This window comes from Polaribacter sp. KT25b (genome assembly GCF_900105145.1).
Classification (GTDB): domain Bacteria; phylum Bacteroidota; class Bacteroidia; order Flavobacteriales; family Flavobacteriaceae; genus Polaribacter.
Genome location: NZ_LT629752.1, coordinates 1362245 through 1385199 on the forward strand (window position 1 = coordinate 1362245; position 22955 = coordinate 1385199).

23 protein-coding genes are annotated in these 22955 nt (G+C 28.6%); 9 read left to right on the forward strand and 14 right to left on the reverse strand.

What is annotated here, in order from left to right; all coding sequences use genetic code 11:
• Nucleotides 1-65: 65 nt before the first annotated feature.
• Entirely contained in the window at nt 66-1091 is a 1026-nt protein-coding gene (locus BLT70_RS05730) for a low specificity L-threonine aldolase (protein ID WP_091892512.1), read from the forward strand.
• Nucleotides 1092-1113: 22 nt separating this feature from the next.
• Here the strand turns inward: BLT70_RS05730 and BLT70_RS05735 are convergent, their stop codons facing one another.
• A complete protein-coding gene (locus tag BLT70_RS05735) occupies nt 1114-1752 on the reverse strand; it encodes a hypothetical protein (RefSeq protein WP_091892514.1) in 639 nt (212 codons plus the stop codon).
• 2 nt (nt 1753-1754) lie between these two features.
• Nucleotides 1755-2249 (reverse strand): RNA polymerase sigma factor, encoded by a 495-nt coding sequence (locus tag BLT70_RS05740; RefSeq protein WP_091892516.1) that lies wholly within the window; start codon nt 2247-2249, stop codon nt 1755-1757.
• A 119-nt stretch (nt 2250-2368) separates the two neighbouring features.
• Here BLT70_RS05740 and BLT70_RS05745 point away from each other — a divergent pair, with 119 nt between their 5' ends.
• The 6 genes from BLT70_RS05745 to BLT70_RS05770 all read left to right on the forward strand — a co-directional run bounded on the left by BLT70_RS05745 (nt 2369) and on the right by BLT70_RS05770 (nt 9424).
• Complete coding sequence (locus BLT70_RS05745) at nt 2369-3262, forward strand: MerR family transcriptional regulator (protein ID WP_172824391.1); 894 nt, start codon at nt 2369-2371, stop codon at nt 3260-3262.
• A 71-nt stretch (nt 3263-3333) separates the two neighbouring features.
• Nucleotides 3334-4800 (forward strand): NAD(P)/FAD-dependent oxidoreductase, encoded by a 1467-nt coding sequence (locus BLT70_RS05750; protein WP_091892519.1) that lies wholly within the window; start codon nt 3334-3336, stop codon nt 4798-4800.
• Between the two features lies 1 nt (nt 4801).
• Nucleotides 4802-5644, forward strand: coding sequence for a phytoene/squalene synthase family protein (locus tag BLT70_RS05755; RefSeq protein ID WP_091892521.1), 843 nt, complete (start codon nt 4802-4804; stop codon nt 5642-5644).
• The gene (locus BLT70_RS05760) at nt 5644-6093 is read left to right on the forward strand and encodes a sterol desaturase family protein (RefSeq protein WP_091892522.1); all 450 of its coding nucleotides are present in this window, start codon (nt 5644-5646) and stop codon (nt 6091-6093) included. Before BLT70_RS05755 ends, BLT70_RS05760 begins: the two co-directional genes overlap by 1 nt.
• A complete protein-coding gene (locus tag BLT70_RS05765) occupies nt 6093-6767 on the forward strand; it encodes a lycopene cyclase domain-containing protein (protein ID WP_091892524.1) in 675 nt (224 codons plus the stop codon). Before BLT70_RS05760 ends, BLT70_RS05765 begins: the two co-directional genes overlap by 1 nt.
• Before the next feature lie 152 nt (nt 6768-6919).
• Nucleotides 6920-9424 (forward strand): cation-translocating P-type ATPase, encoded by a 2505-nt coding sequence (locus BLT70_RS05770; RefSeq protein ID WP_091892526.1) that lies wholly within the window; start codon nt 6920-6922, stop codon nt 9422-9424.
• 2 nt (nt 9425-9426) lie between these two features.
• Here the strand turns inward: BLT70_RS05770 and BLT70_RS05775 are convergent, their stop codons facing one another.
• Together BLT70_RS05775 and BLT70_RS05780 are read right to left on the reverse strand one after the other, a co-directional pair.
• Nucleotides 9427-10152 carry an esterase family protein gene (locus BLT70_RS05775; protein ID WP_091892528.1) on the reverse strand — a complete coding sequence of 242 codons (726 nt, stop codon included), beginning with the start codon at nt 10150-10152 and terminating at the stop codon, nt 9427-9429.
• A gap of 28 nt (nt 10153-10180) precedes the next feature.
• Nucleotides 10181-10801, reverse strand: a complete 621-nt coding sequence (locus BLT70_RS05780) for a GDSL-type esterase/lipase family protein (protein WP_091892530.1) — start codon at nt 10799-10801, stop codon at nt 10181-10183.
• A gap of 361 nt (nt 10802-11162) precedes the next feature.
• Here BLT70_RS05780 and BLT70_RS05785 point away from each other — a divergent pair, with 361 nt between their 5' ends.
• Both BLT70_RS05785 and BLT70_RS05790 read left to right on the forward strand, forming a co-directional pair.
• Entirely contained in the window at nt 11163-11948 is a 786-nt protein-coding gene (locus BLT70_RS05785) for a metallophosphoesterase (RefSeq protein WP_091892532.1), read from the forward strand.
• A 5-nt stretch (nt 11949-11953) separates the two neighbouring features.
• On the forward strand, nt 11954-12550 hold the full coding sequence (locus BLT70_RS05790) for a hypothetical protein (protein WP_091892534.1): 597 nt from the start codon (nt 11954-11956) through the stop codon (nt 12548-12550).
• A 212-nt stretch (nt 12551-12762) separates the two neighbouring features.
• Here BLT70_RS05790 and BLT70_RS05795 read toward each other — a convergent pair whose 3' ends face one another.
• From BLT70_RS05795 to argC, 10 genes are all read right to left on the reverse strand, one after another.
• The gene (locus BLT70_RS05795) at nt 12763-13185 is read right to left on the reverse strand and encodes a VOC family protein (RefSeq protein ID WP_197678382.1); all 423 of its coding nucleotides are present in this window, start codon (nt 13183-13185) and stop codon (nt 12763-12765) included.
• A 192-nt stretch (nt 13186-13377) separates the two neighbouring features.
• Nucleotides 13378-14652, reverse strand: coding sequence for an argininosuccinate lyase (gene argH, locus BLT70_RS05800; protein WP_091892536.1), 1275 nt, complete (start codon nt 14650-14652; stop codon nt 13378-13380).
• Nucleotides 14653-14760: 108 nt separating this feature from the next.
• Nucleotides 14761-15828 carry a M20 family metallo-hydrolase gene (locus tag BLT70_RS05805; protein ID WP_091892538.1) on the reverse strand — a complete coding sequence of 356 codons (1068 nt, stop codon included), beginning with the start codon at nt 15826-15828 and terminating at the stop codon, nt 14761-14763.
• Nucleotides 15829-15830: 2 nt separating this feature from the next.
• Complete coding sequence (gene argB / locus BLT70_RS05810; protein ID WP_091892540.1) at nt 15831-16607, reverse strand: acetylglutamate kinase; 777 nt, start codon at nt 16605-16607, stop codon at nt 15831-15833.
• A gap of 78 nt (nt 16608-16685) precedes the next feature.
• On the reverse strand, nt 16686-17624 hold the full coding sequence (locus BLT70_RS05815; RefSeq protein WP_091892542.1) for an acetylornithine carbamoyltransferase: 939 nt from the start codon (nt 17622-17624) through the stop codon (nt 16686-16688).
• A 53-nt stretch (nt 17625-17677) separates the two neighbouring features.
• Nucleotides 17678-18442 carry a glutamate 5-kinase gene (gene proB / locus BLT70_RS05820; protein ID WP_091892544.1) on the reverse strand — a complete coding sequence of 255 codons (765 nt, stop codon included), beginning with the start codon at nt 18440-18442 and terminating at the stop codon, nt 17678-17680.
• A gap of 86 nt (nt 18443-18528) precedes the next feature.
• The gene (locus BLT70_RS05825; protein ID WP_091892546.1) at nt 18529-19725 is read right to left on the reverse strand and encodes a glutamate-5-semialdehyde dehydrogenase; all 1197 of its coding nucleotides are present in this window, start codon (nt 19723-19725) and stop codon (nt 18529-18531) included.
• A 73-nt stretch (nt 19726-19798) separates the two neighbouring features.
• Nucleotides 19799-20929, reverse strand: a complete 1131-nt coding sequence (locus BLT70_RS05830) for an aspartate aminotransferase family protein (protein ID WP_091892548.1) — start codon at nt 20927-20929, stop codon at nt 19799-19801.
• A 4-nt stretch (nt 20930-20933) separates the two neighbouring features.
• Nucleotides 20934-21725, reverse strand: a complete 792-nt coding sequence (proC, locus tag BLT70_RS05835; protein ID WP_091892550.1) for a pyrroline-5-carboxylate reductase — start codon at nt 21723-21725, stop codon at nt 20934-20936.
• A 185-nt stretch (nt 21726-21910) separates the two neighbouring features.
• The gene (gene argC / locus BLT70_RS05840) at nt 21911-22894 is read right to left on the reverse strand and encodes an N-acetyl-gamma-glutamyl-phosphate reductase (RefSeq protein ID WP_091892552.1); all 984 of its coding nucleotides are present in this window, start codon (nt 22892-22894) and stop codon (nt 21911-21913) included.
• Between the last annotated feature and the right edge of the window lie 61 nt (nt 22895-22955).

Consider the following 22955-nt stretch of genomic DNA (forward strand, 5'->3'; position numbering starts at 1 on the left):
CTAATTTTACGAAAATAATTACTTGTAATAAGTAAAATTAGTGTTTACAAAAAAGAATAATAAAAATGATAATAGATCTAATTTCTGATACAGTTACAAGACCAACAAAAGGAATGTTGGACGCAATGATAAACGCCAAAGTTGGCGATGATGTTTTTAAAATGGATCCAACAGTAAATAAGTTGCAAGAAAAAGCAGCTGCAATGTTTGGTATGGAAGACGCATTGTTTTTTCCTTCAGGAACAATGGCAAATCAAACAGCAATAAAATTGCATACGCAGCCTGGAGATTTGGTAATTTGTGATAAATATGCACATATTTATAATTATGAAAGTGGTGGAGTAGCCTTTAATTCTGGAGTTACTTGTAAGTTAGTAGATGGTGAAAGAGGAATGTTTACGGCTAATCAAATTGAAGAAATGGCAGCTGTACAACCCGAAATTTATTTGCCATATACAAAATTAATTTGCATAGAAAATACTACAAATAAAGGCGGAGGTGCTTGTTGGGATTATGAAGAAATAAAAAAAATACAGAAAGTAGCTAAAAAAAATAATTTAGGTTTTCATTTAGATGGCGCACGTTTATTTAATGCTTTAGTTGCAAAAAATGAAACTCCAAAACAATATGGAGCTTTATTTGATACAATCTCTATTTGTTTATCTAAAGGGTTAGGAGCGCCAATAGGTTCTCTTTTATTAGGTTCTAAAAAAGATATCAAACAAGCTTTAAGACTTAGAAAATTGTTAGGTGGAGGAATGAGACAAATTGGTTTTTTAGCTGCAGCTGGCATTTATGCTTTAGATAATCATGTAGAAAGATTGGCAGAAGATCATAAAAAAGCAAAAGAAATTGGAGAGGTATTAGCAGCTGTTTCTTATGTTACAAAAGTAGAACCGATTGAAACAAATATTGTTATTTTTTATGTTGATAAGAAAATTGGAGATTCAAAATTTATCAAAAAAATGGAAGCTAAAAATATTTTGCTAACGCCTATGGGAGAAGGAAAAATAAGAATTGTTACTCATTTAGATTATACCAATAAAATGCATACAATTTTATTAAAAGAATTAAAAAATATGAGCTTTTAAAAGCTCATATTTTTTAATTCTTTTAATTATCTAATTTAGCTAATTCTTTGTAGTTTTTATATAATTTACTAAGTAATATTCCATAAAGCAGTTTATAAAACAACCACAGAAATACTAATATAATAACCAATGCAATTACTTGACCAATAATTGTTATGGTTAGAACGTGGTTAATATCCATTGTTAAATTTTCTGGATTCATAGTTTTCATTAAAGTATCGGTATCAGAAAACATTGTAATATTTACAATTATACTAATTAAAAATACGATTGCTAAATTATAGACAACATAGTATTTTACAGATTTTCTAATTCCTAAAATGCTTTTTATTAATTTTTTAGTGTCATCTACAAGAGATATTCTTTTATAATTTCTGTAAAATAAAGAAAGAAAAGCAGCAATAATTAAATAATGAATTACAGTAAAAATATTAATAAAAGTCATTAAATTTAGATCTTTATATATTTTATAAAAATCTTCTGGCATAAAAAAGTTTAAACCAGACCAAAGTACAAACTCTAAAATACCAATAATAAAAATCCATTTTACAATAGATGATGATTTTGAGTGGGCTAAATTATAAATTTCTTTAGCCGAGTATTTATTAGCATCTTCTGGTTGATTAGTCCATGCTTCTTTATATTTATCTAATAAATCCATATTTATGGGTTTAAAATATTCTTTAATTTTTCTTTTGCTCTGTTCATTTTTACTCTGGCATTTACAGATGAAATACCTAAAGTAACAGCAATTTCTTTATAAGGTTTGTCTTCTAAATACAAAAAGATCAATGCTTTTTCAATATCATTTAATTGATGAATTGCTTTATGCAAAGACGCTAATTGTTTTTCCTCTGTATCATCATAAGTAGTAGCTTTAATCTTATAAGAAAAATCGCTAATATCTTGTGTTTTTACAGTTCTTGTAGATTTTCTATATAAAGAAATTGCAGTATTTAAAGCAACTCTATACATCCAAGTACTAAATTTTGAATCTCCTCTAAACTTCGGATAGTTTTTCCAAAGTTGAATGGTTATTTCTTGAAATAAATCTTTATGAGCGTCATTATTTGTAGTATACAGTCTACAAATTTTATGAGCTATATTTTGATTTTGTTCAAAGTCTGATAAAAATTTAGTCTCTAAATCTTTTTGCACTATTAGGTTGGTTAGTTTAAACTATTAGTAGCGCAAAAGTATAAAATGTTACATTTTTCTTGAAATATATTTGTAATAAAATAATTTTACTAAATTTGTTGAACACAAAAAGGATAAAATTGAACAAAATTAAAGAGGAATTTACTATTAAAGATCTTGAAAATATTTCTGGAATTAAAGCTCATACAATTCGAATTTGGGAAAAGCGGTATAATTTATTAGAACCAAAACGAACAAAAACAAATATAAGGTTTTACAATTCAGACGATTTAACGAAGCTTTTAAATATTGCATTATTAAACAACAATAACTTTAAGATTTCTAAAATTGCAGAAATGTCTGATGAAGATATTGTTTTAAAATCTAGAGAATTAGCTTTTGAATCGGCAACTAATGATGAAGCAATAAATAATTTTAAAATAGCAATGTTTCAGTTTGATAAAATTCTTTTTAATAATTCTTACAACACCTTATTACACAAAAAAACGTTTAGAGAAATCTTTAAAGAAGTCTTTTTGCCATTTTTAAATCAAATAGGTTTATTATGGCAAACAGAAACTTTACTACCTGCACATGAGCATTTTATTTCAAATTTAATTTCTCAAAAAATACAATTAAATACAGAAAAGCTTCAATACAATATTAATGATACAAATAAAATGTATGTATTGTTTTTACCTGAAAATGAAATTCATGAATTAGGACTTTTGTACTTAAATTACGAATTGGTTCTTAGAGGTTTTCATACAGTGTATCTTGGACAAAGTTTACCTTTAAATAATTTAAATTATTTTTTTAAAAACAATAAAGAAATTTGCTTTATTACGTCTTTAACAATTCAACCTTATGATGATAAAATTGAAGATTATTTCAATGAGATTAATGACTTAATGAGCAATTCTAAAAATAAATTTATAGCAACAGGAAGAAAGGTTAATAATGTTAGTCACCTTAAATTAAATACTAATATTCAATTATATAATTCTATTTTAGATCTGTTAAAAGTTTTATAAATTTAATTTTATATATATAATTGTATTATTTTTGTTTAAATATTTCATACTTTTGTTAAACAAAATAAAAAATGAAGAAGAATATTCATATTATAGGTTCTGGTTTTTCTGCTTTAGCAGCTTCTTGCTATTTAGCAAAAGAAGGCTATGATGTTACTGTCTTAGAGAAAAATGATACTTTAGGAGGAAGAGCAAGGCAATATAAAAAAGATGGTTTCACTTTTGATATTGGTCCTTCTTGGTATTGGATGCCTGATGTTTTTGAACGTTTTTTTGCTGATTTTGGTAAAAAACCTTCTGATTATTATATTTTGGATAAGTTAAATCCTGGATATGAAGTTTATTTTGGAGAAAATGATTCCGTAAAAATTTCAAGTGAATTAAAAGAAATTTATGATTTATTTGAAAAAGAAGAAAAAGGAAGTGCAAAATATTTAAAAGAATTTTTAAATTCAGCAAAATCTAATTACGATACTGCCATAAAAGATTTGGTGTATCAACCAGGAGTTTCACCATTAGAGTTGGTAAACACAACAACGATTGCTAGAGTTTCTCAGTTCTTTTCAACGATAAGAAAACAAGTTAGAAAGAATATAGAAAGTTCTAGATTAATCAAAATTTTAGAATTTCCTGTTTTGTTTTTAGGAGCAAAACCAAATAATACACCAGCTTTTTATAATTTTATGAATTATGCAGATTTCGGACTTGGAACTTGGCATCCAAGAGGAGGAATGTATAAAGTTATTGAAGCAATGGTTTCTTTATCAGAAAGTTTAGGAGTAAAGTTCAAAACAAATTCTAATGTTGAAAAAATAATTACTGATAGTTCTAATAATGTAATCGGTTTAAAAGTTAACGGAGAAGAAATTAAAACAAATTTGGTTTTAAGTGGTGCAGATTATCATCACACAGAAACATTATTAGATGATAATGTAAAACAATATTCAGAAAAATATTGGGATAAAAAAACGTTTGCTCCATCATCATTGTTGTTTTATGTTGGTTTTGATAAAAAAATAGAAAATGTAAGTCATCACACACTTTTCTTTGACACAGATTTTGATGCACATGCAAAAGAAATTTATGACAATCCGCAATGGCCAACAGATCCACTTTTTTATGCAAATTTTACATCAATTACCGATAAAACATCAGCACCAGAAGGAAAAGAAGCTGGGTTTTTCTTGATTCCTTTAGCGCCAGGAATTGAAGATACAGAAGAACTTAGAGAAGAATATTTCCATAAAATTATGGATCGTTTTGAGAAATTAACAAATCAAGAAGTAAAAAAATACGTGTTGTTTAAAAAGTCATTTTGTGTAAATGATTTTAAAAGCGAATACAATTCTTATAAGGGAAATGCATACGGAATGGCAAATACACTTTTACAAACTGCTTTTTTAAGACCAAAAATAAAAAGTAGTAAAGTAAAAAATTTGTATTTTACAGGTCAATTAACAGTTCCTGGTCCTGGAGTTCCGCCAGCTTTGATATCAGGAAAAATTGCATCAGAATTAATTTTTAAAAATCAACAATAATATGAAAGAATTATTTGACAGTGTTTCTAATGATTGCAGTAAGTTGGTTACTAAAAAATACAGTACTTCTTTTTCGTTGGCGGTAAATATGTTGTCACCAAAAATTAGAACGGATATTTATAATATTTATGGTTTTGTTCGTTTTGCTGATGAAATTGTAGATACTTTTCATGAGTATAATAAGGAACTTTTAATGGAACATTTTGAAAGAGATTATTATCTTTCAAAAGAACATGGAATAAGTTTAAATCCTATTTTAAATTCTTTTCAACAAACAGTAAATAGATATAAAATTCCGGATGAAATGGTGCAAGCTTTTTTAAAAAGCATGAAAGCCGATTTATTTAAAACAGAATATCAAACCAAAGAAGAATATGACGCATACATTTATGGTTCTGCAGATGTTGTTGGTTTAATGTGTTTAAAAGTTTTTGTTGATGGTGATGATAAAAGGTTTGAAGAATTAAAAGATGCTGCAATGCGTTTAGGTTCTGCTTTTCAAAAAGTAAATTTTTTACGCGATTTAAAAGATGATTTTGAAGTGTTAAATCGTTCTTATTTTCCAAATGTAGATTTAGGAAAATTAGATGCTACTTCAAAGCAATTGATTATTGATGAAATTGAAGCAGATTTTGATTATGCTTATAAAAATGGAATTCTTAAATTGCCTGTTGAAGCGAAGTTTGGCGTTTATATGGCATACAGATATTACAGAAGGTTATTAAAGAAGTTAAATAAAGTTCCATCAGAAAAAATTATGGATACTCGAATTCGAATTTCTGATCCAATGAAAATTAATCTATTAGCAAGAAGCTACGTAAAATATAAATTAAATATTATTTAATGATGTACATATTTATTACACTTGGTGTTTTTTTATTGATGGAAGGCGTAACTTGGTGTACACATAAATTTGTAATGCATGGTTTTGGTTGGTATTTGCATGAAGATCATCATCAACCAAAATACCAAGGAGTTTTTGAAAAAAATGATGCTTTTTTTGTCGTTTTTGCAACTCCAAGTATTTTACTTTTTTACTTTGGTACATATACATCACATACGTATTTATTTTTTATTGGACTCGGAATTCTGTTTTACGGAATTGCTTATTTTTTAGTGCATGATGTTTTAATTCATCAGCGTTTTAAATGGTTTAAGCACACAAATAATCGTTATTTAAAAGGATTGAGAAAAGCACACAAAATTCATCATAAGCATTTAGGAAAAGAAGAAGGAGAATGTTTTGGAATGTTATTTGTGCCTTTTAAATACTTTAAAAAACCAAAAATATAGTGTTTCTATATCTGCTTTTAAATCTTGGTTCTATTAGTATTCCGCTTTTATATTCTTTCGAGAAAAAAATGCGATTTATAAAACATTGGAAAGCAGTTTTTCTTTCATTAATAATCGTTTCCATCTTTTTTTTAATTTGGGATGCTATTTTTACAGCAAATGGAGTTTGGGGTTTTAATCCAGATTATCACTTAAATTTCTTGCTTTTTGGAATGCCAATTGATGAGTGGATGTTCTTTATCTGCATTCCGTATGCGAGTATCTTTATTCATTATTCTTTAGAATATTTTAAACCTAATTTGCTAATTTCAGAAAAGATAACAAAGTTGATTACAGCTTTTTTTATACTGATTTTATTGCCTGTAATTTTTATGAATACAGACAAAGCTTACACTTTAGTAAATTATAGTTTTCTCGTTTTTGTTTTGTTGATGGGTTTTTTCTTTGGAATAAAACATTTACAAAGGTTCTATATTTCTTTCCTTATCATTTTAGTTCCTTTTTTTATTGTCAACGGAGTTCTTACAGGAACTGGAATCGACGAACCTGTTGTTTGGTATAACAACGCAGAAAACCTTGGTATTCGTTTGTTAACAATTCCTATAGAAGATATTGGTTATGCTTTTACCATGATTTTCGGTAATGTTTTGTTGATTGAGAAGTTTAAGAAATAATCAACAATAATAGAGAATAGTTTAGGTTGCTTCTAAATTAAAAATAAGCTAACTTTGTTATACTTACTGAGCTTTATCAGAATTAAAATGCCATATTATTAAAGTTAAAAACAACTCTAAAATACTGGTTATTAGTCTAAAATAATTTAATAATGTCTGTCAATAATTTCAATATAAAAGGATTGAATAATGATCAGGTAATTGCTGCCAGAAAAAAATATGGTAAAAATAGTCTAGACTATAAGAAAGAAAATAATTTCTTAGATGCTATTAAAACATTGGCAAAAGAGCCTATGGTTCTTCTTTTGTTAGCAGCATCTCTTATTTATTTTATCAGTGGAAGAACTGATGATGCAATCTTTTTGGCTTCTGCCATAATTCTTGTTTCTATTATTTCATTATTCCAAGATTCAAGAAGTAGAAATGCACTACAAAAACTAAAAAAACTCTCTCAACCACATTGTAAAGTCATTAGAAATGGAAAGATAGTAGAGATTAAAAGCGAGGATCTTGTTGTTGGAGATCGTTTAATTGTAGAAGAAGGAACTTCAATTACTGCAGATGGAATTATTGTTCATTCTAATGATTTTTCTGTCAATGAATCTACGCTAACAGGAGAATCTATGTCAGTTTTTAAAGACAAAGACAAAAAAGACAATCTAATTTTTAGAGGAACAACTGTAACCAGTGGTTTAGCAATTGCTACCATAACTAATATTGGTAACGAAACTAAATTAGGTGAAATAGGTAAAAGTTTAGGGAGTATAAAAGAAGAAAAAACACCTCTAGAATTGCAAATAACTAACTTTGTAAAGACAATGGTTATTGCAGGAACAATTGTCTTTCTGGTGGTTTGGGCAATCAATTATTTTCATTCTCACGATTTATTAGATAGTCTACTTAAAGCTTTAACTTTAGCGATGAGTATTTTACCAGAAGAAATTCCAGTAGCATTTACTACGTTTATGGCAATTGGTGCTTGGCGATTGATGAAAATGGGAATAGTGGTAAAGCAAATGAAAACAGTAGAAACATTAGGAAGTGCTACTGTAATTTGTACAGATAAAACAGGAACTATTACTGAAAATAAAATGAGTTTGGCAAAGGTGTTTTCGCTGAATTCTGATAGAATAGTTTCTCCTAAAGAAGCTAATGAGGATGAAAAAATATTAATAACTCTAGCAATGTGGGCTAGTGAACCTATTCCGTTTGATGCAATGGAAATATCATTACACCAAGTTTACCAAGATTTCCAAGAACAAGATGAACGTCCTAATTTTAAGCTAATACACGAATATCCACTTGGTGGAAAACCGCCTATGATGACGCATATTTTTGAAAATAATTCAGGTAAAAGAATTATTGCGACAAAAGGTGCTCCAGAAGCATTAATTGCAGTTTCTAATTTAACGAATGTTGAAAAGGATAAAATTAAAAATGAAATTCAAACGATTACATCTCAAGGATATAGAGTTTTAGGAGTTGGACAAAGTGATTTTAAAGGAACTGATTTTCCTAAAACACAGCAAGAATTTAAGTTTAACTTTAAAGGAATCGTTGCTTTTTATGATCCTCCGAAAAAAAATATCAATAAAGTATTTGAAGACTTTTACAAAGCAGGAATATCAGTCAAAATTATAACTGGAGATAATGCAGCAACTACTACAGCTATTGCAGAGCAAGTTGCTTTTAAAGGTTTTGAACATAGTATTACTGGTGATGAATTGATGCAGTTATCAGAAAAAGAGCTAGAAGAAAGTGTGATGACCACAAATATTTTTACTAGAATGTTTCCTGAAGCAAAATTGAGAATTATCAATGCATTAAAAGCAAAAAATCAAATTGTAGCTATGACTGGAGATGGCGTAAATGATGGTCCTGCTTTAAAAGCTGCTCATATTGGTATTGCCATGGGAAAAAAAGGAACTGAAATAGCGAAACAAGCAGCTTCTTTGATATTAGTGGATGATGATTTATCAAAAATGGTTACTGCAATTGCCATGGGTAGAAAAATATATACCAACTTAAAAAAAGCCATTCAATACGTTATATCTATTCACATCCCGATTATTCTTACTGTTTTTATTCCGCTTGCTTTAGGATGGATTTATCCAAATATACTTTCTCCAGTTCACATTATATTTCTAGAAATAATTATGGGACCAACCTGTTCTATCATATTTGAGAATGAGCCAATGGAAAAAAATACAATGTCTCAGAAACCAAGACCATTTACCACCACTTTTTTTAATTGGAATGAGCTTACTACAAGTATCATTCAAGGTTTGGTAATTACAATTGGAACTTTGTTTGTTTATCAATATGCAGTTTATATGTTGTATGATGAAGCGCTAACAAGAACAATGGTATTTACAGTATTAATTACTGCTAATATTTTTTTAACACTGGTAAATAGATCTTTTTATTATTCAATCTTCACTACCCTAAAATATAAAAACAACTTGGTTTTACTTATAATTTCGATTACAATTATAATTACAGGATTATTGCTTTTTGTACCTAGTTTGACGACTTTCTTTGAATTTAAGAAACTTAATTTTTCTCAGTTAGTAATTTGTATCGGAATAGGTTTTGTTTCTGTTATTTGGTATGAATTTGTAAAAATAAAAACTAGATTAAAAAGTAATAAAATATAGGCTTAAAAATAAATTTCTACCATTTTCCTCCAATATCTAGCTCTATGAGCTTCTTCGTTCCATATATATAAATTATAAGGAACTCCTTTTTCTTTTAAAATATCAGATAGTTTTAAATTACTTTCTAAAAAAGAATCTTCTTTTCCGATTGCTATAATATCCAATTTAGTTATTTCTGAAATCAAATCTGAATCTTTCAAGTTTTTTAAATATTGATTTGGCATGTTGAAATACACAAAATCATTATGAAAACCATTTAGCAAATCTTTAAAATCGCCGCTAGATTTTGTAAGATCGTAACGTCCGCTCATTCCTACAACTTTAGTAAATAAATCTGGATGACGAAAAGCAATATTAACAGCATGATACGCGCCCAAACTACATCCTGCAGAAACAACATTTTTGTTTGAGTTTATTAAATTAGCAAGTGGTAATACTTCTTCTATAACATAATTTTCATATTGAATATGTCTATAAATACGATATCCAGGATCCTTAAAACTATTATAAAATGATTCTAAATCTACACTATCTACACAAAAAACCTGTAATTCTCCATTTATAATTTTTTGTTTTAGTGCAGATATAATTTCCCAATTTTCATAATCGAAAAAGCGTCCCATTCTAGGAGGAAAAAACAATACTTTAGTGCCAGCATAGCCAAATATAAGAAGTTCCATTTCTTTTTCAAGATGCTGACTATACCATTTATGATATTCTCTTTTCATGAAAAACAATTTTTTTTAAGGTACTGTTTTAAAACATTTTATGTAGTATTTTTTTGGGAAATATTTCTGGATGTTTTTTAAGTGCTTTTGTTAATAATTGGTAACCTAAAGAATTAAAATGTAAACCATCTTCTTCAAAATATTTACCATCAGGATTTCCTTTTTTATCCAATAATAAATCGTAAATATTTACAAAATAACAATCATCATCATTATATAATAATTGTTTTATTTTATGATTTGTATAATGAATACTTTTTAGCAAATAACTACGTGCAATACTCGGTTTTATAGAGATAAAGGTGCATTTTATATTTCCGTATTTTGTTCTAATTTTTAGTAACAAATTTTCTAAAAATAAGATTACTTCTTCTGGATGTCTTCCATCAGCTAAGTCGTTGTCTCCAGCATAGATTATAATAGCATCAATTTCTTTTATGTTTTCAAAAACACGATCAAAGAACCAAGCACATGCTGCTAAAGTAGAACCTCCAAAACCTAAGTTTACGGGATTATGTTTTCTAAAAATAGTCGTTAATTCTTTCCAAGAAGTAAATGTAGAACTACCATAAAAAATCAATTTTGGATCATATTCTAATTCTTGAATTTGATTTTCTAATCGCTCTAAATCTGGATGAAACCAAAACATGAAGGAATATTTTTTTAAGATTAATAGATAAATATAAAATTTTAAATATTAAAAAGGCATACATCAGTAATAAAATAAATTTCTTTGGATTTTTTAACTCTTTAATATTAGTAAATCATATATTATAAATACAGCTACTTTCTGTATTTAATTGAGCTAAAAGAGTTTATAATTTATACTTTATTTTGATTATTAGTTAGTTACATTTATTTATTGAAAGTTGTTTATTATTATTTTTTGATTGATGAAATTTAAGTTAATATATAATTTATTTTTTTTTGTATAAATGTAAGTTCATGTTTTTTTATCGTCTACACAATGTATAATTTTGTATTAACTTATAAAAATATAGATACAATAAATGAAATATATTAGAATACTATTACTGAGTTTTACGCTTGTTCTTATGGCTTGCGATCATCCTTTCGAATTTAGTGTTTATGAAGCAAATGTAAAAAGCGGACAACGAAATACTACCGAAAAAAACTTAAAATTATTAGAGGATATTACAATTAATACTAAAGAATTTAAATTCGCTTTTATTTCTGATGTGCATTTTTTTTATGATCAATTAAGAACTGTAATTGAAGATATAAATAAAAGAGATGATATTAAATTTGTAATCTTTGGCGGTGATATTGCAGATCAAGCATTATTAAGAGAATATGAGATTTTTTATGATATGATGGAAGATCTTAAAAAACCTTACTTAACTGTCATTGGAAATCATGATTATAATAATAATGGAGAAATCATTTATAAAAAAATGTTTGGGGATTATAATTATTCTTTTGATTTTAATAACAACAAGTTTGTACTTTTTGATGATATCGTTTGGGAAAGTGAAAAGGAGTTAGATTTTGATTGGTTAACATCGCAATTAAAAGGAAATGAAAGTTATAATCAAGTATTTGTAATTACTCATATTCCTCCTTATGGAGATCAATTTGATGATGAATTAAGAGAAAAATATCGTTCTATAATGTCAGAATATAAAGTTCCATTGTCTATTCACGGCCATACACATAGTTTTAATTACGAACAAGGTGAAGTCAGTTATTTAACTGCACCTGCTGTTAAAGCGAAGGCATATAATATTGTTTCGGTAGAGGATAAAGGTTTTAGTGTTGAATTGATAGAATTATAAATTAGATGAAAATTAGAAAAATATTTACACTACCTATATTATTGTTATTTTTTAACAATTCTTTTGCTCAAGAAGCAGTTTCAGTTAAAGAAAAATCTTGGTATGTGCCAGATTATGTAAAAGCACAATTTGCAGGAAATATTGGTCTTGTATCTGTAGGTGCTGGTTATCAATTGTTTAATAGGGTTTTGTATACGGAATTATTATATGGATTTGTGCCAAAATTTGCATCTAGAGCAGATAATATACATTTAATTACAATTAAAAATACGTTTCCTATTTATAGAAAAGAAATAGGTAAAAACTTAACAATAACACCAATTGCTGGTTTTGCAACAACTTTAGATATTGGTACAAATACATTTACAACTTTGCCAAGTAAATATCCAGATGGTTATTATGTGCCTACTGCTGTTCATTTTACACTTTTTGGTGGCGCTTTAGTTCATAAAGATTTTAAGAAACCAAAACTTTTTAAAGGAGTTGATTTTTATTTGGAATTCGGAACTGTAGAAACGTATTTATGGTATGCACTTACGTTAAAAGAAGTTAGTGTCCTAGATGTTTTTAGTGCCGATATTGGTGTGAATTTTTATTTTTAAAATAGCACATAATAATTTAAAAAGCCCAAATTCATTATGAATTTGGGCTTTTTAAATTTATAATTAATAGTTTACTTAGAATGCATTTCTGAAATTTTATCCAGAGATAAATTATAAATACTACAAATATTAAATTGTTATTTTCTAAATCTAATTAGAAAGTGTTTATTTGAAGTTATGCTTCAATTTTTAGCGAAATTTATCTAAAAAAATTATTCATATAAATACTTATCTTCATTTTTTTCTGATAAATATTCTACCAATTCCCACTCAAAACCTGCGTTATCAAAATAGTAAATTCTTTTTCTAAAGGTTTCTTTTGGAGTATCAATTCCTTTTTGATAACCAGATTTTATTAGCTTTTTTTCAATTTTATCAATATTATTTACCACTAAACCAATATGATTAAATCCGTAATTAATATATGTTTGATTTGGTTTTATTGGATGAGTTGCAATAGGTGCTTCTTGCAACGCAAAGTAGAATTCATCATTACCAATATGCATCCATCTTTTATCATTTATAGGTTTTTCATCTTTTTTAATTTTAAAATCTGGAGCAATAATTTGAAGGAAAGAAACAGCTGCATCAATATCAGGAACTGTAATATTTACGTGTTCAATTTTTGTGATCATAATTACTATTTTGTAGCAATCTAAAAAATATTAAAAACGAATTGGATTGATTTTGATTATAAATATTGATATTTCTATTGGTAACTTCTATTTACTAACAATAAGATATAAAAAAAGTTTGGATTTCTGTTTAGGTAGGAATCCAAACTTAAATGAATTTATATTATATAAAATTGATCTTAAAGTAACGTTTTACTTCGGATATTTCTCTGCAATTTTATCCAAAGATAGATTGTGAATGCTACCAACATGCGTATGTTGTTTTCCTAAATCTGGCTTGTAAGTTCCTGCTTGTACTTGTCCACCAATTTTTTGATACGCTTCTCTAAAACTCATACCTTCAACAACTAAATTATTGATGCTGTCAACCGTAAATAAATATTGATATTTCTCGTCATTCAAATCGATATCTTTTACAATTACTTGCTGAATAGAATAATTAAAGATGTCTAAAATATCTTTTACATCTTCAAAAGCATTGATTATATTTTCTTTTAATAATTGAAAATCTCTGTGATAACCTGTTGGTAAATTATTGGTAATCATGACCATTTCTGTGTGTAAAGCCTGAATTTTATTACATTTTCCACGGATTAATTCAAAAACATCAGGATTTTTCTTGTGTGGCATAATGCTACTTCCTGTTGTTAATTCATCTGGAAACGTAATAAAACCAAAATTCTGACTCATATACAAACAAACATCCATTGCAAAACGAGACATTGTGTTACACAATCCGCCTAAAGCTGATGCGATTGAACGTTCACTTTTTCCTCTGCTTAATTGTGCAGCAACCACATTGTATTTTAAAGTAGCAAAATTTAATTCTTTGGTTGTTAATTCTCTGTCGATAGGGAAGGAGCTTCCATAACCCGCAGCAGAACCTAAAGGATTTTGATCAACCACTTTTGCAACAGCATTTAACATATACACATCGTCAATTAACAGTTCTGCATACGCAGAAAACCACAATCCGAAAGATGAAGGCATTGCAACTTGTAAATGTGTATAACCAGGTAAAAGGCTTTCTTTGTGAGTTTCAGCTAAACCTAAAAGTGTATCAAAAAGTGTTTTTGTTTTATCATTTATAATTGATAAATTCTCTTTATAATACAATTGTAGAGCAACTAAAACTTGATCATTTCTGGAACGAGCAGTATGAATTTTCTTACCAACTTCTCCTAATTTATTGGTTAATTCCCATTCAATTTTAGAATGTACATCTTCAAAAGATGCTTCAATAATGAAAGTTCCGTTTTCAATATCTGATGCTAATTCTTCTAAGCCACTTTTTAAATCTTTTAATTCATCAGCAGTAATAATACCAATAGATTCTAGCATAATTGCATGCGCTAAAGAAGCTTGAACATCATATTTTGCAATATGCATGTCAATTTCTCTATCATTACCAACTGTAAAAAGTTCTATTTGTTTGTCTATTGAAAATCCTTTATCCCACAACTTCATAATTTTTATATTTTGTTGTCATTGCGAAGAATGAAGCAATCTCATTTATTTTAAGTGAGATAACTTCGTCATATCTTCCTCGTTATGACTTTTAGTTATATTATTTTTTTAAACAATTACACGATTCAACAATTCAACGTATATTTTAATTCCTTCTTCAATTTCTGCAAGATAAATAAATTCATTGGCAGAATGAGATCGTGTGCTATCTCCAGGTCCTAATTTTAAAGATTGACAACTTAACACAGATTGATCTGACAATGTTGGTGAACCATAGGTTTCTCTTCCCATTGCAATTCCTGCTTTTACTAAATCGTGATCTGTAGAAATAGAAGAGGAGTTTAATCGTAAACTTCTAGGTGTAATTTTTGTACAAGGAGATTGTTCTTGTAAAATAGTTGCAATTTCTTGGTTAGAATATGCATCATTTACACGAACATCTACCACTAAATTTGTATGAGCAGGCACAACATTGTGCTGTTTGCCAGCGTTAATTTGTGTTACTGTCATTTTTACATCACCTAAGGCAACAGAAGGTTTCTCAAATTTGAAATCTTTAAACCATTGTAAAACTTCAATTGAATTGTAAATTGAATTGTTATTATTTGGATGCGCAGCATGACTTGGAGTTCCTTCTATAACCGCATCAAAAACTACCAAACCTTTTTCTGCAACCGCTAAATTCATTAAAGTTGGTTCGCCAACAATGGCAACATCAATATGAGGAATAATTGGCAACATACTATTTAATCCATTTGGGCCACTATTTTCTTCTTCTGCAGAAGCCACAATTACTAAATTGTATTTTAGGTTTTCTTGAGCGTAAAAATTAGTAAAAGTTGCTATTAGAGAAACCAAACATCCACCAGCATCATTAGAACCTAAACCATATAATTTGCCATCTTCTACAATTGCTTTTAACGGATCGTTTGTATACGCAGTATTTGGGTGAACTGTGTCGTGATGAGAGTTTAGCAACATTGTTGGTTTGCTTTCATCAAAATATTTATTAGTTGCCCAAATATTGTTTTTTGTTCTTTTAAAAGGGATTTCATTTTCAATAAACCAACCTTCAATAAGTTTTGCTGTGTTTTCTTCTTCTTGTGAAAATGATTGCGTTTCAATCAAATTTTTTAAGAGAGAAATTGCATTTTCTGTTAATTTTTCGATATTCATTTTTATAATGTAATAGTTGTAAAATTATCGTTTTCTTTTGTTAACATTGAGGTATTTCCAATATTTACTCTTGATACACCGTTGTTTAAAGCATCAAAGCAATTGTCTAATTTAGGAATCATTCCATCAGTAATAATTTTATCCACTAATAATTTTTGATAAGTTTTAGAATTGATAACTTTTACCACTGAATTTTTATCATTAAAATCTCTTAAAACACCATTCAATTCAAAACAAAAATAAATGGATGTTTCATAGATTTCGCTCATGCCAACTGCAATTGTACTTGCAATTGTATCCGCATTTGTGTTTAATAATTGTCCATTTCCATTGTGTGTTATTGCACAAAAAACTGGTGTAAAATCAGCTTTAATTAATTTATCAATAGAATTATGAGCTATTTCTTTAACATCACCAACAAAACCAAAATCGACTTCTTTTACAGGTCTTTTTTCTGATTTAATACTGTTGATATCTGCACCAGTTAAACCAATTGCATCAATGTTTAAAGCTTGTAATTTAGCCACCACATTTTTGTTGACTAAACCACCATAAACCATGGTAATTACTTCTAAAGTTTCAGCATCAGTTATACGTCTGCCATTTACCATTTTAGATTCAATTCCGAGTTTTGAAGCAATATGAGTTGCACGTTTTCCTCCTCCATGAACTAAAATTTTATGGCCTTCTAAATTAGAAAATAATTTTAGAAAATCATTTAATGAAGTTTCATCTTCAATAATATTTCCTCCAATTTTTATGATTGATAATTTTTCCATTTTTCGTATATCAGTCATTGCGAGGCACGAAGCAATCTCTTTCTTAATAGGCAGATTGCTTCGTGCCTCGCAATGACGTTAGTTGTTTTCTAATATTTTTTTCAAAACAATTTGTGCTGCAAAAGTTCTGTTATTAGCTTGTTCAATAACCAAAGAACTATCAGAATCTAAAACAGCATCTTCCACCACCACATTTCTTCTAACTGGTAAACAATGCATAAATTTTGCATCTCCAATTTTCTCTTTCGTAATCATCCAATTAGGATCTGTGTTTAATATTTTTCCATACTCATTATAAGAACTCCAGTTTTTTGTGTATACAAAATCAGCATCTTTAAAAGCTTGTTCTTGATTGTTATAAATAGGTGTATTTTTTGTTATTTCTGAATTTAAATTATATCCTTCAGGGTTTGCAATTACAAACTCCACATCCATTTTTTGCATCGCTTGCACAAAACTATTTGCAACAGCATGTGGCAACGCTTTTACATGTGGCGCCCAAGATAAAACTACTTTTGGTCTCTTTTTGGTTGCATTTTCAGAAATGGTAATTGCATCTGTTAAAGCTTGTAAAGGATGTCCAGTTGCACTTTCCATACTTACAATTGGTACAGAAGCAAATTGAACAAAAGATTTTAAAACTTGTTCAGATTCGTCTAATTCTTTGTCTGTTAAGGTTGGGAAAGCTCTTACAGCAATGATATCACAATATTGAGAAACCACTTGTGCAGCTTCTTTAATATGTTCTGCAGTAGTACCATTCATAATCGTTCCATCTCCAAACTCAATTCCCCAAGCATCACCAGAAACATTCATAACAATAGGATTCATGCCTAAGTTTAAAGCTGCTTTTTGTGTGCTTAAACGAGTACGTAAACTAGAATTAAAAAATAACATCCCTAAGGTTTTATTTTTTCCTAAATGATTATTGCTTAATGGGTTTCTTTTAATTTCTTTGGCCTCTTGAATCCAATCATCAAGATGTTCTATGTCGTTTATAGATGTGTAATTCTTCATACTATATTAATCGTTTTTAGATGCAGAAAATTAATCCAACATCAACTTTCAAATTATTTTATTTTTGTAAACGGAACCTGATTTTTAAATGCATTTGCAATAAAATTATCTTCTAAACCATTTACAATCCATGTTTCTATATTAGCTTTTTTAGCCAAAGCAGCAGCTTCAATTTTAGATTGCATTCCGCCGCTTCCATGTGTAGATTTTGAGTTTACAACCTCGTTTAATAATTCATTAAGATTATGAACCTCTAAAATTGTTTTTGGCTCGTTATTTTTGATGGATTCTTTTGTGTAAATTCCAAAAGTATTTGTTGCAATAATTAACAAATCAACCTCTAATAAAGTTGCGGTTAAAGCAGCTAATTTATCGTTATCACCAAACTGAATTTCATCAGTTGCAACTGTGTCATTTTCGTTGATAATAGGAATATAATTATTTTGCACCAAAACGTTTATGGTGTTCACAATATTGATTTTACTTTGATCTCTTTCAAAATCTGAATAAGAGAGCAAACATTGTGAAGTTAACAAACCATATTCTCTAAAAATTTCTTGATAAATTCTAATTAAATGTGGCTGACCAATAGAAGCAAGTGCTTGTTTTACAAATACTTCTTCATGCTTACTTTCTAATTTCACAAACTGTTTTGCAACCGCAATTGCACCAGAACTTACAATAACAAATTCGCAAGTATCTTTTAATTTTGCAATTTGATTTGCAAGATCTTCTATTTTTCCTCTTGAAATATTATCGGTTTCTTTGGTAAGCGTATTTGAACCTATTTTTAGTAAAATTCGTTTCTTTTTTTGCATTGTGTTTCTTTTTTCAACTGTTTACTCTGACTGTAAACCGCGACTCTAATTTAGACTGTCAAATACGACTGAAAACTGTAAAATATTTAACTTCTCACTTGTCCATTTCCATGAACATACCACTTATTAGTTACCAAATGTTGCAAACCAATTGGTCCACGTTGGTGTAATTTATCTGTACTAATTGCTAATTCGCCACCCAAACCTAACTGACCTCCATCTGTAAATCGAGTAGATGCATTATGATAAACTGCAGCAGTATCTACGTTTTCCATAAATAGTTTTGCTTCAGCTTCATTTTTTGTAATAATTACTGATGAATGTCCACCAGAATAGGTATTAATCATGGTAATTGCAGCTGAGTTTGATTCAATTTCTCCAATCACAATTTTATAATCTAAAAATTCTTCGTACCAAACTTCGTTTGATGAAATTTGTTCTAGTTGATGAGATTTTGATATAGTTTCATCACCCAAAACCTGAATCTTAGCTTCATTTAATTTTGATATTAATGTACTGATGAATTTATTTTTATTCGGTAAATTTTGATCAATTAAAACTTTATCAACAGCATTACAAGCAGATATTTTTGATTTTCCGTTTAAAATAACAGCAATCGCAATATCTAAATCTGCTTCTTTAGAAACATACACAAAATTATTTCCACGTCCGCTTATAATAACCGGACACGTAGCGTGTTGTTTTACAAAAGCAATTAAACGTTCTCCACCACGAGGTACAATTAAATCTACTTTTTGAGTTGGTTTTTCTAAAAATGCTTGTGTTTCAGTTCTGTTAAATTGTAAATACTCAACCCAATCTGTTGCTGCATAATGTTGTTTCAAAGCTTGATGCCATAATTCAACAATTTTTAAGTTAGAATTTAAAGATTCTTTTCCGCCTTTTAATAAAATTTTATTTCCAGATTTAAAAGCAATTCCAGCAGCTTCAACAGTAACATCTGGTCTAGATTCATAAATAATTAAAACCGTACCAAAAGAAGCAGTTTTATTATAAACTTGCATTCCATTATCATGCTTAAAACTAAAACGAACTAAACCTACAGGATCTTCTTGAGAAGCCAAATGTTTAGCAGCTTTAATCATTTCATCAACTTTTGAATCATCAACTTTTAGTCTGTCAAACATAGAAATATCATCACCTTTATAAGCCTCTAAATCTTTTTTATTGATGTTAATAATTGTTGCTCTTTCTTGTTCTAAAAGCACTGCCATTGTTAGTAAAACAGCATTTCTAGTTTCTATGGATAATAAGGTATTCATGGTTTTGGTTAATTGTTTTGGTTGATAATTTTATATTTTATAAACTTTTCAACTATCTAAAAATAAAACGAAATTATTCATCTAAAGCATCTACTAAAGCTTCAAAAAATTGATCGATATGTTCTTTTTTGATTGTTAAAGGAGGTAAAATTCTTAATAAATTTTTATTCATTGCTCCGCCAGTAAAAATGTGATACTCGTAAATTAATTTTTTACGTAAATCTCCTACTTCAAAATCAAATTCTAAACCTAGCATTAAGCCTTTTCCTTTAATATTTTTTATTTGAGGAATCGTTTTTGCAATTTTGATAAAATAACAAGACATTTCATTTACATTGTCTATCAATTTTTCTTCTTCAATTACTTTTATTACGGATAAACCTGCAGCGCAAGCTAAATGATTTCCTCCAAAAGTGGTTCCTAACATTCCGAATTTTGCTTCAATACAAGGATGAATTAAAATTCCTCCAATAGGAAAACCATTTCCCATTCCTTTTGCAATGGAAATTACATCTGGAGTTACATTATAATGTTGAAAAGCAAAAAACTTACCAGATCTACCATATCCAGACTGCACTTCATCAGCAATAAAAAAAGTGTTATTAGCTTTACAAAGCACATCAACTTCTTCAAAGAATTCTTTAGTTGCTTCGTCTAAACCACCAACACCTTGAATAAATTCAACAATAACAGCACAAACATCTCCTTTTTCAAGTTCTGTTTTTACGGCTTCAATATCATTTAAATCTAAAATTGTAACTTTTTGTTGCGCGTTAATTGGCGCGATTATATTTTTGTTATCAGTGGCAGCAACAGCAGCAGAAGTTCGTCCGTGAAAACCATTTTTAAAAGCAATTACTCTAGATTTTCCTGTTTTAAAAGAAGCTAATTTTAACGCATTTTCGTTCGCTTCTGCACCAGAATTGCATAAAAATAGCTCATAATCTTTACAACCAGAAATCGTTTCTAACTTGTTCGCTAATTTAACTTGTAAAGGATTCTGAATTGCATTTGAATAAAAACCCAATTTTGAAACTTGCTTAGAAATTGCTTCTACATATTTTGGATGCGAATGACCAATAGAAATTACTGCATGACCTCCATACAAATCTAAATATTCTATTTTATTTTCATCATAAACATAAACACCTTTTGCTTTCACAGGTGTAACATCGTACAAAGGATAAACGTTAAATAATGGCATGTTGTTAGTTTTTTATTTGGTTAATTTTATCAAAAGATTTATTAATTCCTTTTATTAAAGAAGAGCTTAAACCTTGATGTTCCATTTCGTTTAAACCTTCAATTGTGCAACCTCCGGGAGTTGTAACTCTGTCTATTTCTGCTTCTGGATGTCTGCCAGATTCTTTTAATAAACTAGCGGCTCCAAAACAAGTTTGCATTGCTAATTTATGTGCAACATCTGCTTCAAAACCTAGTTGAATTGCGCCTTGAGTTGTGGCACGAATTAAGCGCATCCAAAAAGCAATTCCGCTTGCACAAATAACCGTTGCAGCTTGTAATTGTTCTTCCGGAATTTCCAATGAAACTCCTAAACTGTTAAAAATAGTTTGTGCTAATTCTACTTTTTCTTTTCCTTTAGTATTAGGAGAAAGACAGGTCATAGATTGACCAACCGAAGCAGCAGTATTTGGCATTGATCGAATTATAAAATGATTTTCACCAACAATAGCTTCAATTTTAGCAATAGAAAACCCAGTAATAACAGAAATTAAAACATGATTTTTATGTAAAAGTGGTTTTACGCTTGTTAAAATAGTTTCTAAATGTCTTGGCTGAACTGCAAAAATTAAAATATCAGAATTTTTAATAGCTTCCGTATTATCAGAAGTTAAAATCACCTCGTTAAAGTCATTAAAATCTTTAATAGAATTGGTGTTTCTTTTCGTTAAATACAAAGAACTCACCACTTTATTTTTCAATAAACCTTTGGATATAGATTGTCCTAAACTTCCTGCTCCAATAATTGCTACTTTCATTTTTATTTTTTTTTTGGCGTTACCTAAAGGTCGCGCTTTACACTATATCTTTTTCTTCGTTCCTCAAAAAAAGGATGCCGTTTCAATCGCTAACGCGGGCTAGTAAATAATCAAGAACCATTTTCTTACTATTATAATTACGAGGCAATCCTTTGGTAAATAAATCTTTGGCTATCGCCCTGCGATTAAAAATAATTTGCTTTTAAATTCAATCCTAAGGTTTCTTTAAAGCCGTACATTAAATTCATATTCTGAATTGCTTGTCCAGAAGCTCCTTTCAATAAATTATCAATAGTACTTGTAATTAATAATTTATTGCCATGTTTTTCTAATTGTACTAAACATTTGTTGGTGTTTACTACTTGTTTCATAAAAATGCTTTCATCAGAAACAAAAGTAAAAGCGGCATCTTTATAGTAGGTTTTATACATTTTTTTCGCTTCTTCTAAAGTGCCATCAAACTTTGTGTAAGTAGTTGCAAAAATTCCTCTAGAAAAATCACCACGATTTGGCATAAAATTAATTTTAGAATTAAAATTAGGTTGTAATTGATGTACAGTTTGATTAATTTCTCCTAAATGTTGATGATTAAATGCTTTATAATGAGAAAAATTATTATCTCTCCAAGTAAAATGTGTAGTTTCAGATAAAGAAGTTCCTGCGCCAGTTGCACCAGTTACAGCATTAATATGAACATCATTTTGTAACAAACCATTTGCAGCTAAAGGTAAAATTGCTAATTGTAAAGCAGTTGCAAAACAACCCGGATTTGCAATATATTTTGCGGTTTTTATAATTTCTTTATCCAATTCTGGTAAACCATAAACAAAGTCTTTTCCATCGAAATTTTTATCCGCAAGTAATCTAAAATCATTACTTAAATCAATGATTTTTGTAGTATCAGAAAAACTATTTTTGGCTAAAAAGGCAGTTGAATTTCCATGACCTAAACATAAAAACAACACATCAACATCAGCATTAATTTCGCTTGTAAAATTGATTTCTGTATCACCAATTAAATCTTGATGTACTTTATACAATTTATTGCCAGCATTAGAAGTGCTATATACAAAATTGATATTTGTTTCAGGATGATTTAGCAATAATCTAATTAATTCTCCTGCTGTATAACCTGCGCCACCGATAATTCCTATTTCTAAATTCTTCATTCTTCAAAATTGTTTAAAAGTTGAACTGTTTAATCGTGTAAAAGTATGTTCTAAAACTTAG

What these genes read in the sequence shown, in the direction of transcription:
- BLT70_RS05795 (WP_197678382.1), bottom strand. Translation starts at nt 13,185, where the DNA reads ATGATCACAAAAATTGAACACGTAAATATTACAGTTCCTGATATTGAT.
- BLT70_RS05785 (WP_091892532.1), top strand. Translation starts at nt 11,163, where the DNA reads ATGAAATATATTAGAATACTATTACTGAGTTTTACGCTTGTTCTTATG.
- BLT70_RS05730 (WP_091892512.1), top strand. Translation starts at nt 66, where the DNA reads ATGATAATAGATCTAATTTCTGATACAGTTACAAGACCAACAAAAGGA.
- argH (WP_091892536.1), bottom strand. Translation starts at nt 14,652, where the DNA reads ATGAAGTTGTGGGATAAAGGATTTTCAATAGACAAACAAATAGAACTT.
- BLT70_RS05735 (WP_091892514.1), bottom strand. Translation starts at nt 1,752, where the DNA reads ATGGATTTATTAGATAAATATAAAGAAGCATGGACTAATCAACCAGAA.
- BLT70_RS05760 (WP_091892522.1), top strand. Translation starts at nt 5,644, where the DNA reads ATGATGTACATATTTATTACACTTGGTGTTTTTTTATTGATGGAAGGC.
- proC (WP_091892550.1), bottom strand. Translation starts at nt 21,725, where the DNA reads ATGAAAGTAGCAATTATTGGAGCAGGAAGTTTAGGACAATCTATATCC.
- argC (WP_091892552.1), bottom strand. Translation starts at nt 22,894, where the DNA reads ATGAAGAATTTAGAAATAGGAATTATCGGTGGCGCAGGTTATACAGCA.
- BLT70_RS05790 (WP_091892534.1), top strand. Translation starts at nt 11,954, where the DNA reads ATGAAAATTAGAAAAATATTTACACTACCTATATTATTGTTATTTTTT.
- BLT70_RS05805 (WP_091892538.1), bottom strand. Translation starts at nt 15,828, where the DNA reads ATGAATATCGAAAAATTAACAGAAAATGCAATTTCTCTCTTAAAAAAT.
- BLT70_RS05815 (WP_091892542.1), bottom strand. Translation starts at nt 17,624, where the DNA reads ATGAAGAATTACACATCTATAAACGACATAGAACATCTTGATGATTGG.
- BLT70_RS05755 (WP_091892521.1), top strand. Translation starts at nt 4,802, where the DNA reads ATGAAAGAATTATTTGACAGTGTTTCTAATGATTGCAGTAAGTTGGTT.
- BLT70_RS05830 (WP_091892548.1), bottom strand. Translation starts at nt 20,929, where the DNA reads ATGCCATTATTTAACGTTTATCCTTTGTACGATGTTACACCTGTGAAA.
- proB (WP_091892544.1), bottom strand. Translation starts at nt 18,442, where the DNA reads ATGCAAAAAAAGAAACGAATTTTACTAAAAATAGGTTCAAATACGCTT.
- argB (WP_091892540.1), bottom strand. Translation starts at nt 16,607, where the DNA reads ATGGAAAAATTATCAATCATAAAAATTGGAGGAAATATTATTGAAGAT.
- BLT70_RS05750 (WP_091892519.1), top strand. Translation starts at nt 3,334, where the DNA reads ATGAAGAAGAATATTCATATTATAGGTTCTGGTTTTTCTGCTTTAGCA.
- BLT70_RS05775 (WP_091892528.1), bottom strand. Translation starts at nt 10,152, where the DNA reads ATGAAAAGAGAATATCATAAATGGTATAGTCAGCATCTTGAAAAAGAA.
- BLT70_RS05770 (WP_091892526.1), top strand. Translation starts at nt 6,920, where the DNA reads ATGTCTGTCAATAATTTCAATATAAAAGGATTGAATAATGATCAGGTA.
- BLT70_RS05825 (WP_091892546.1), bottom strand. Translation starts at nt 19,725, where the DNA reads ATGAATACCTTATTATCCATAGAAACTAGAAATGCTGTTTTACTAACA.
- BLT70_RS05780 (WP_091892530.1), bottom strand. Translation starts at nt 10,801, where the DNA reads ATGTTTTGGTTTCATCCAGATTTAGAGCGATTAGAAAATCAAATTCAA.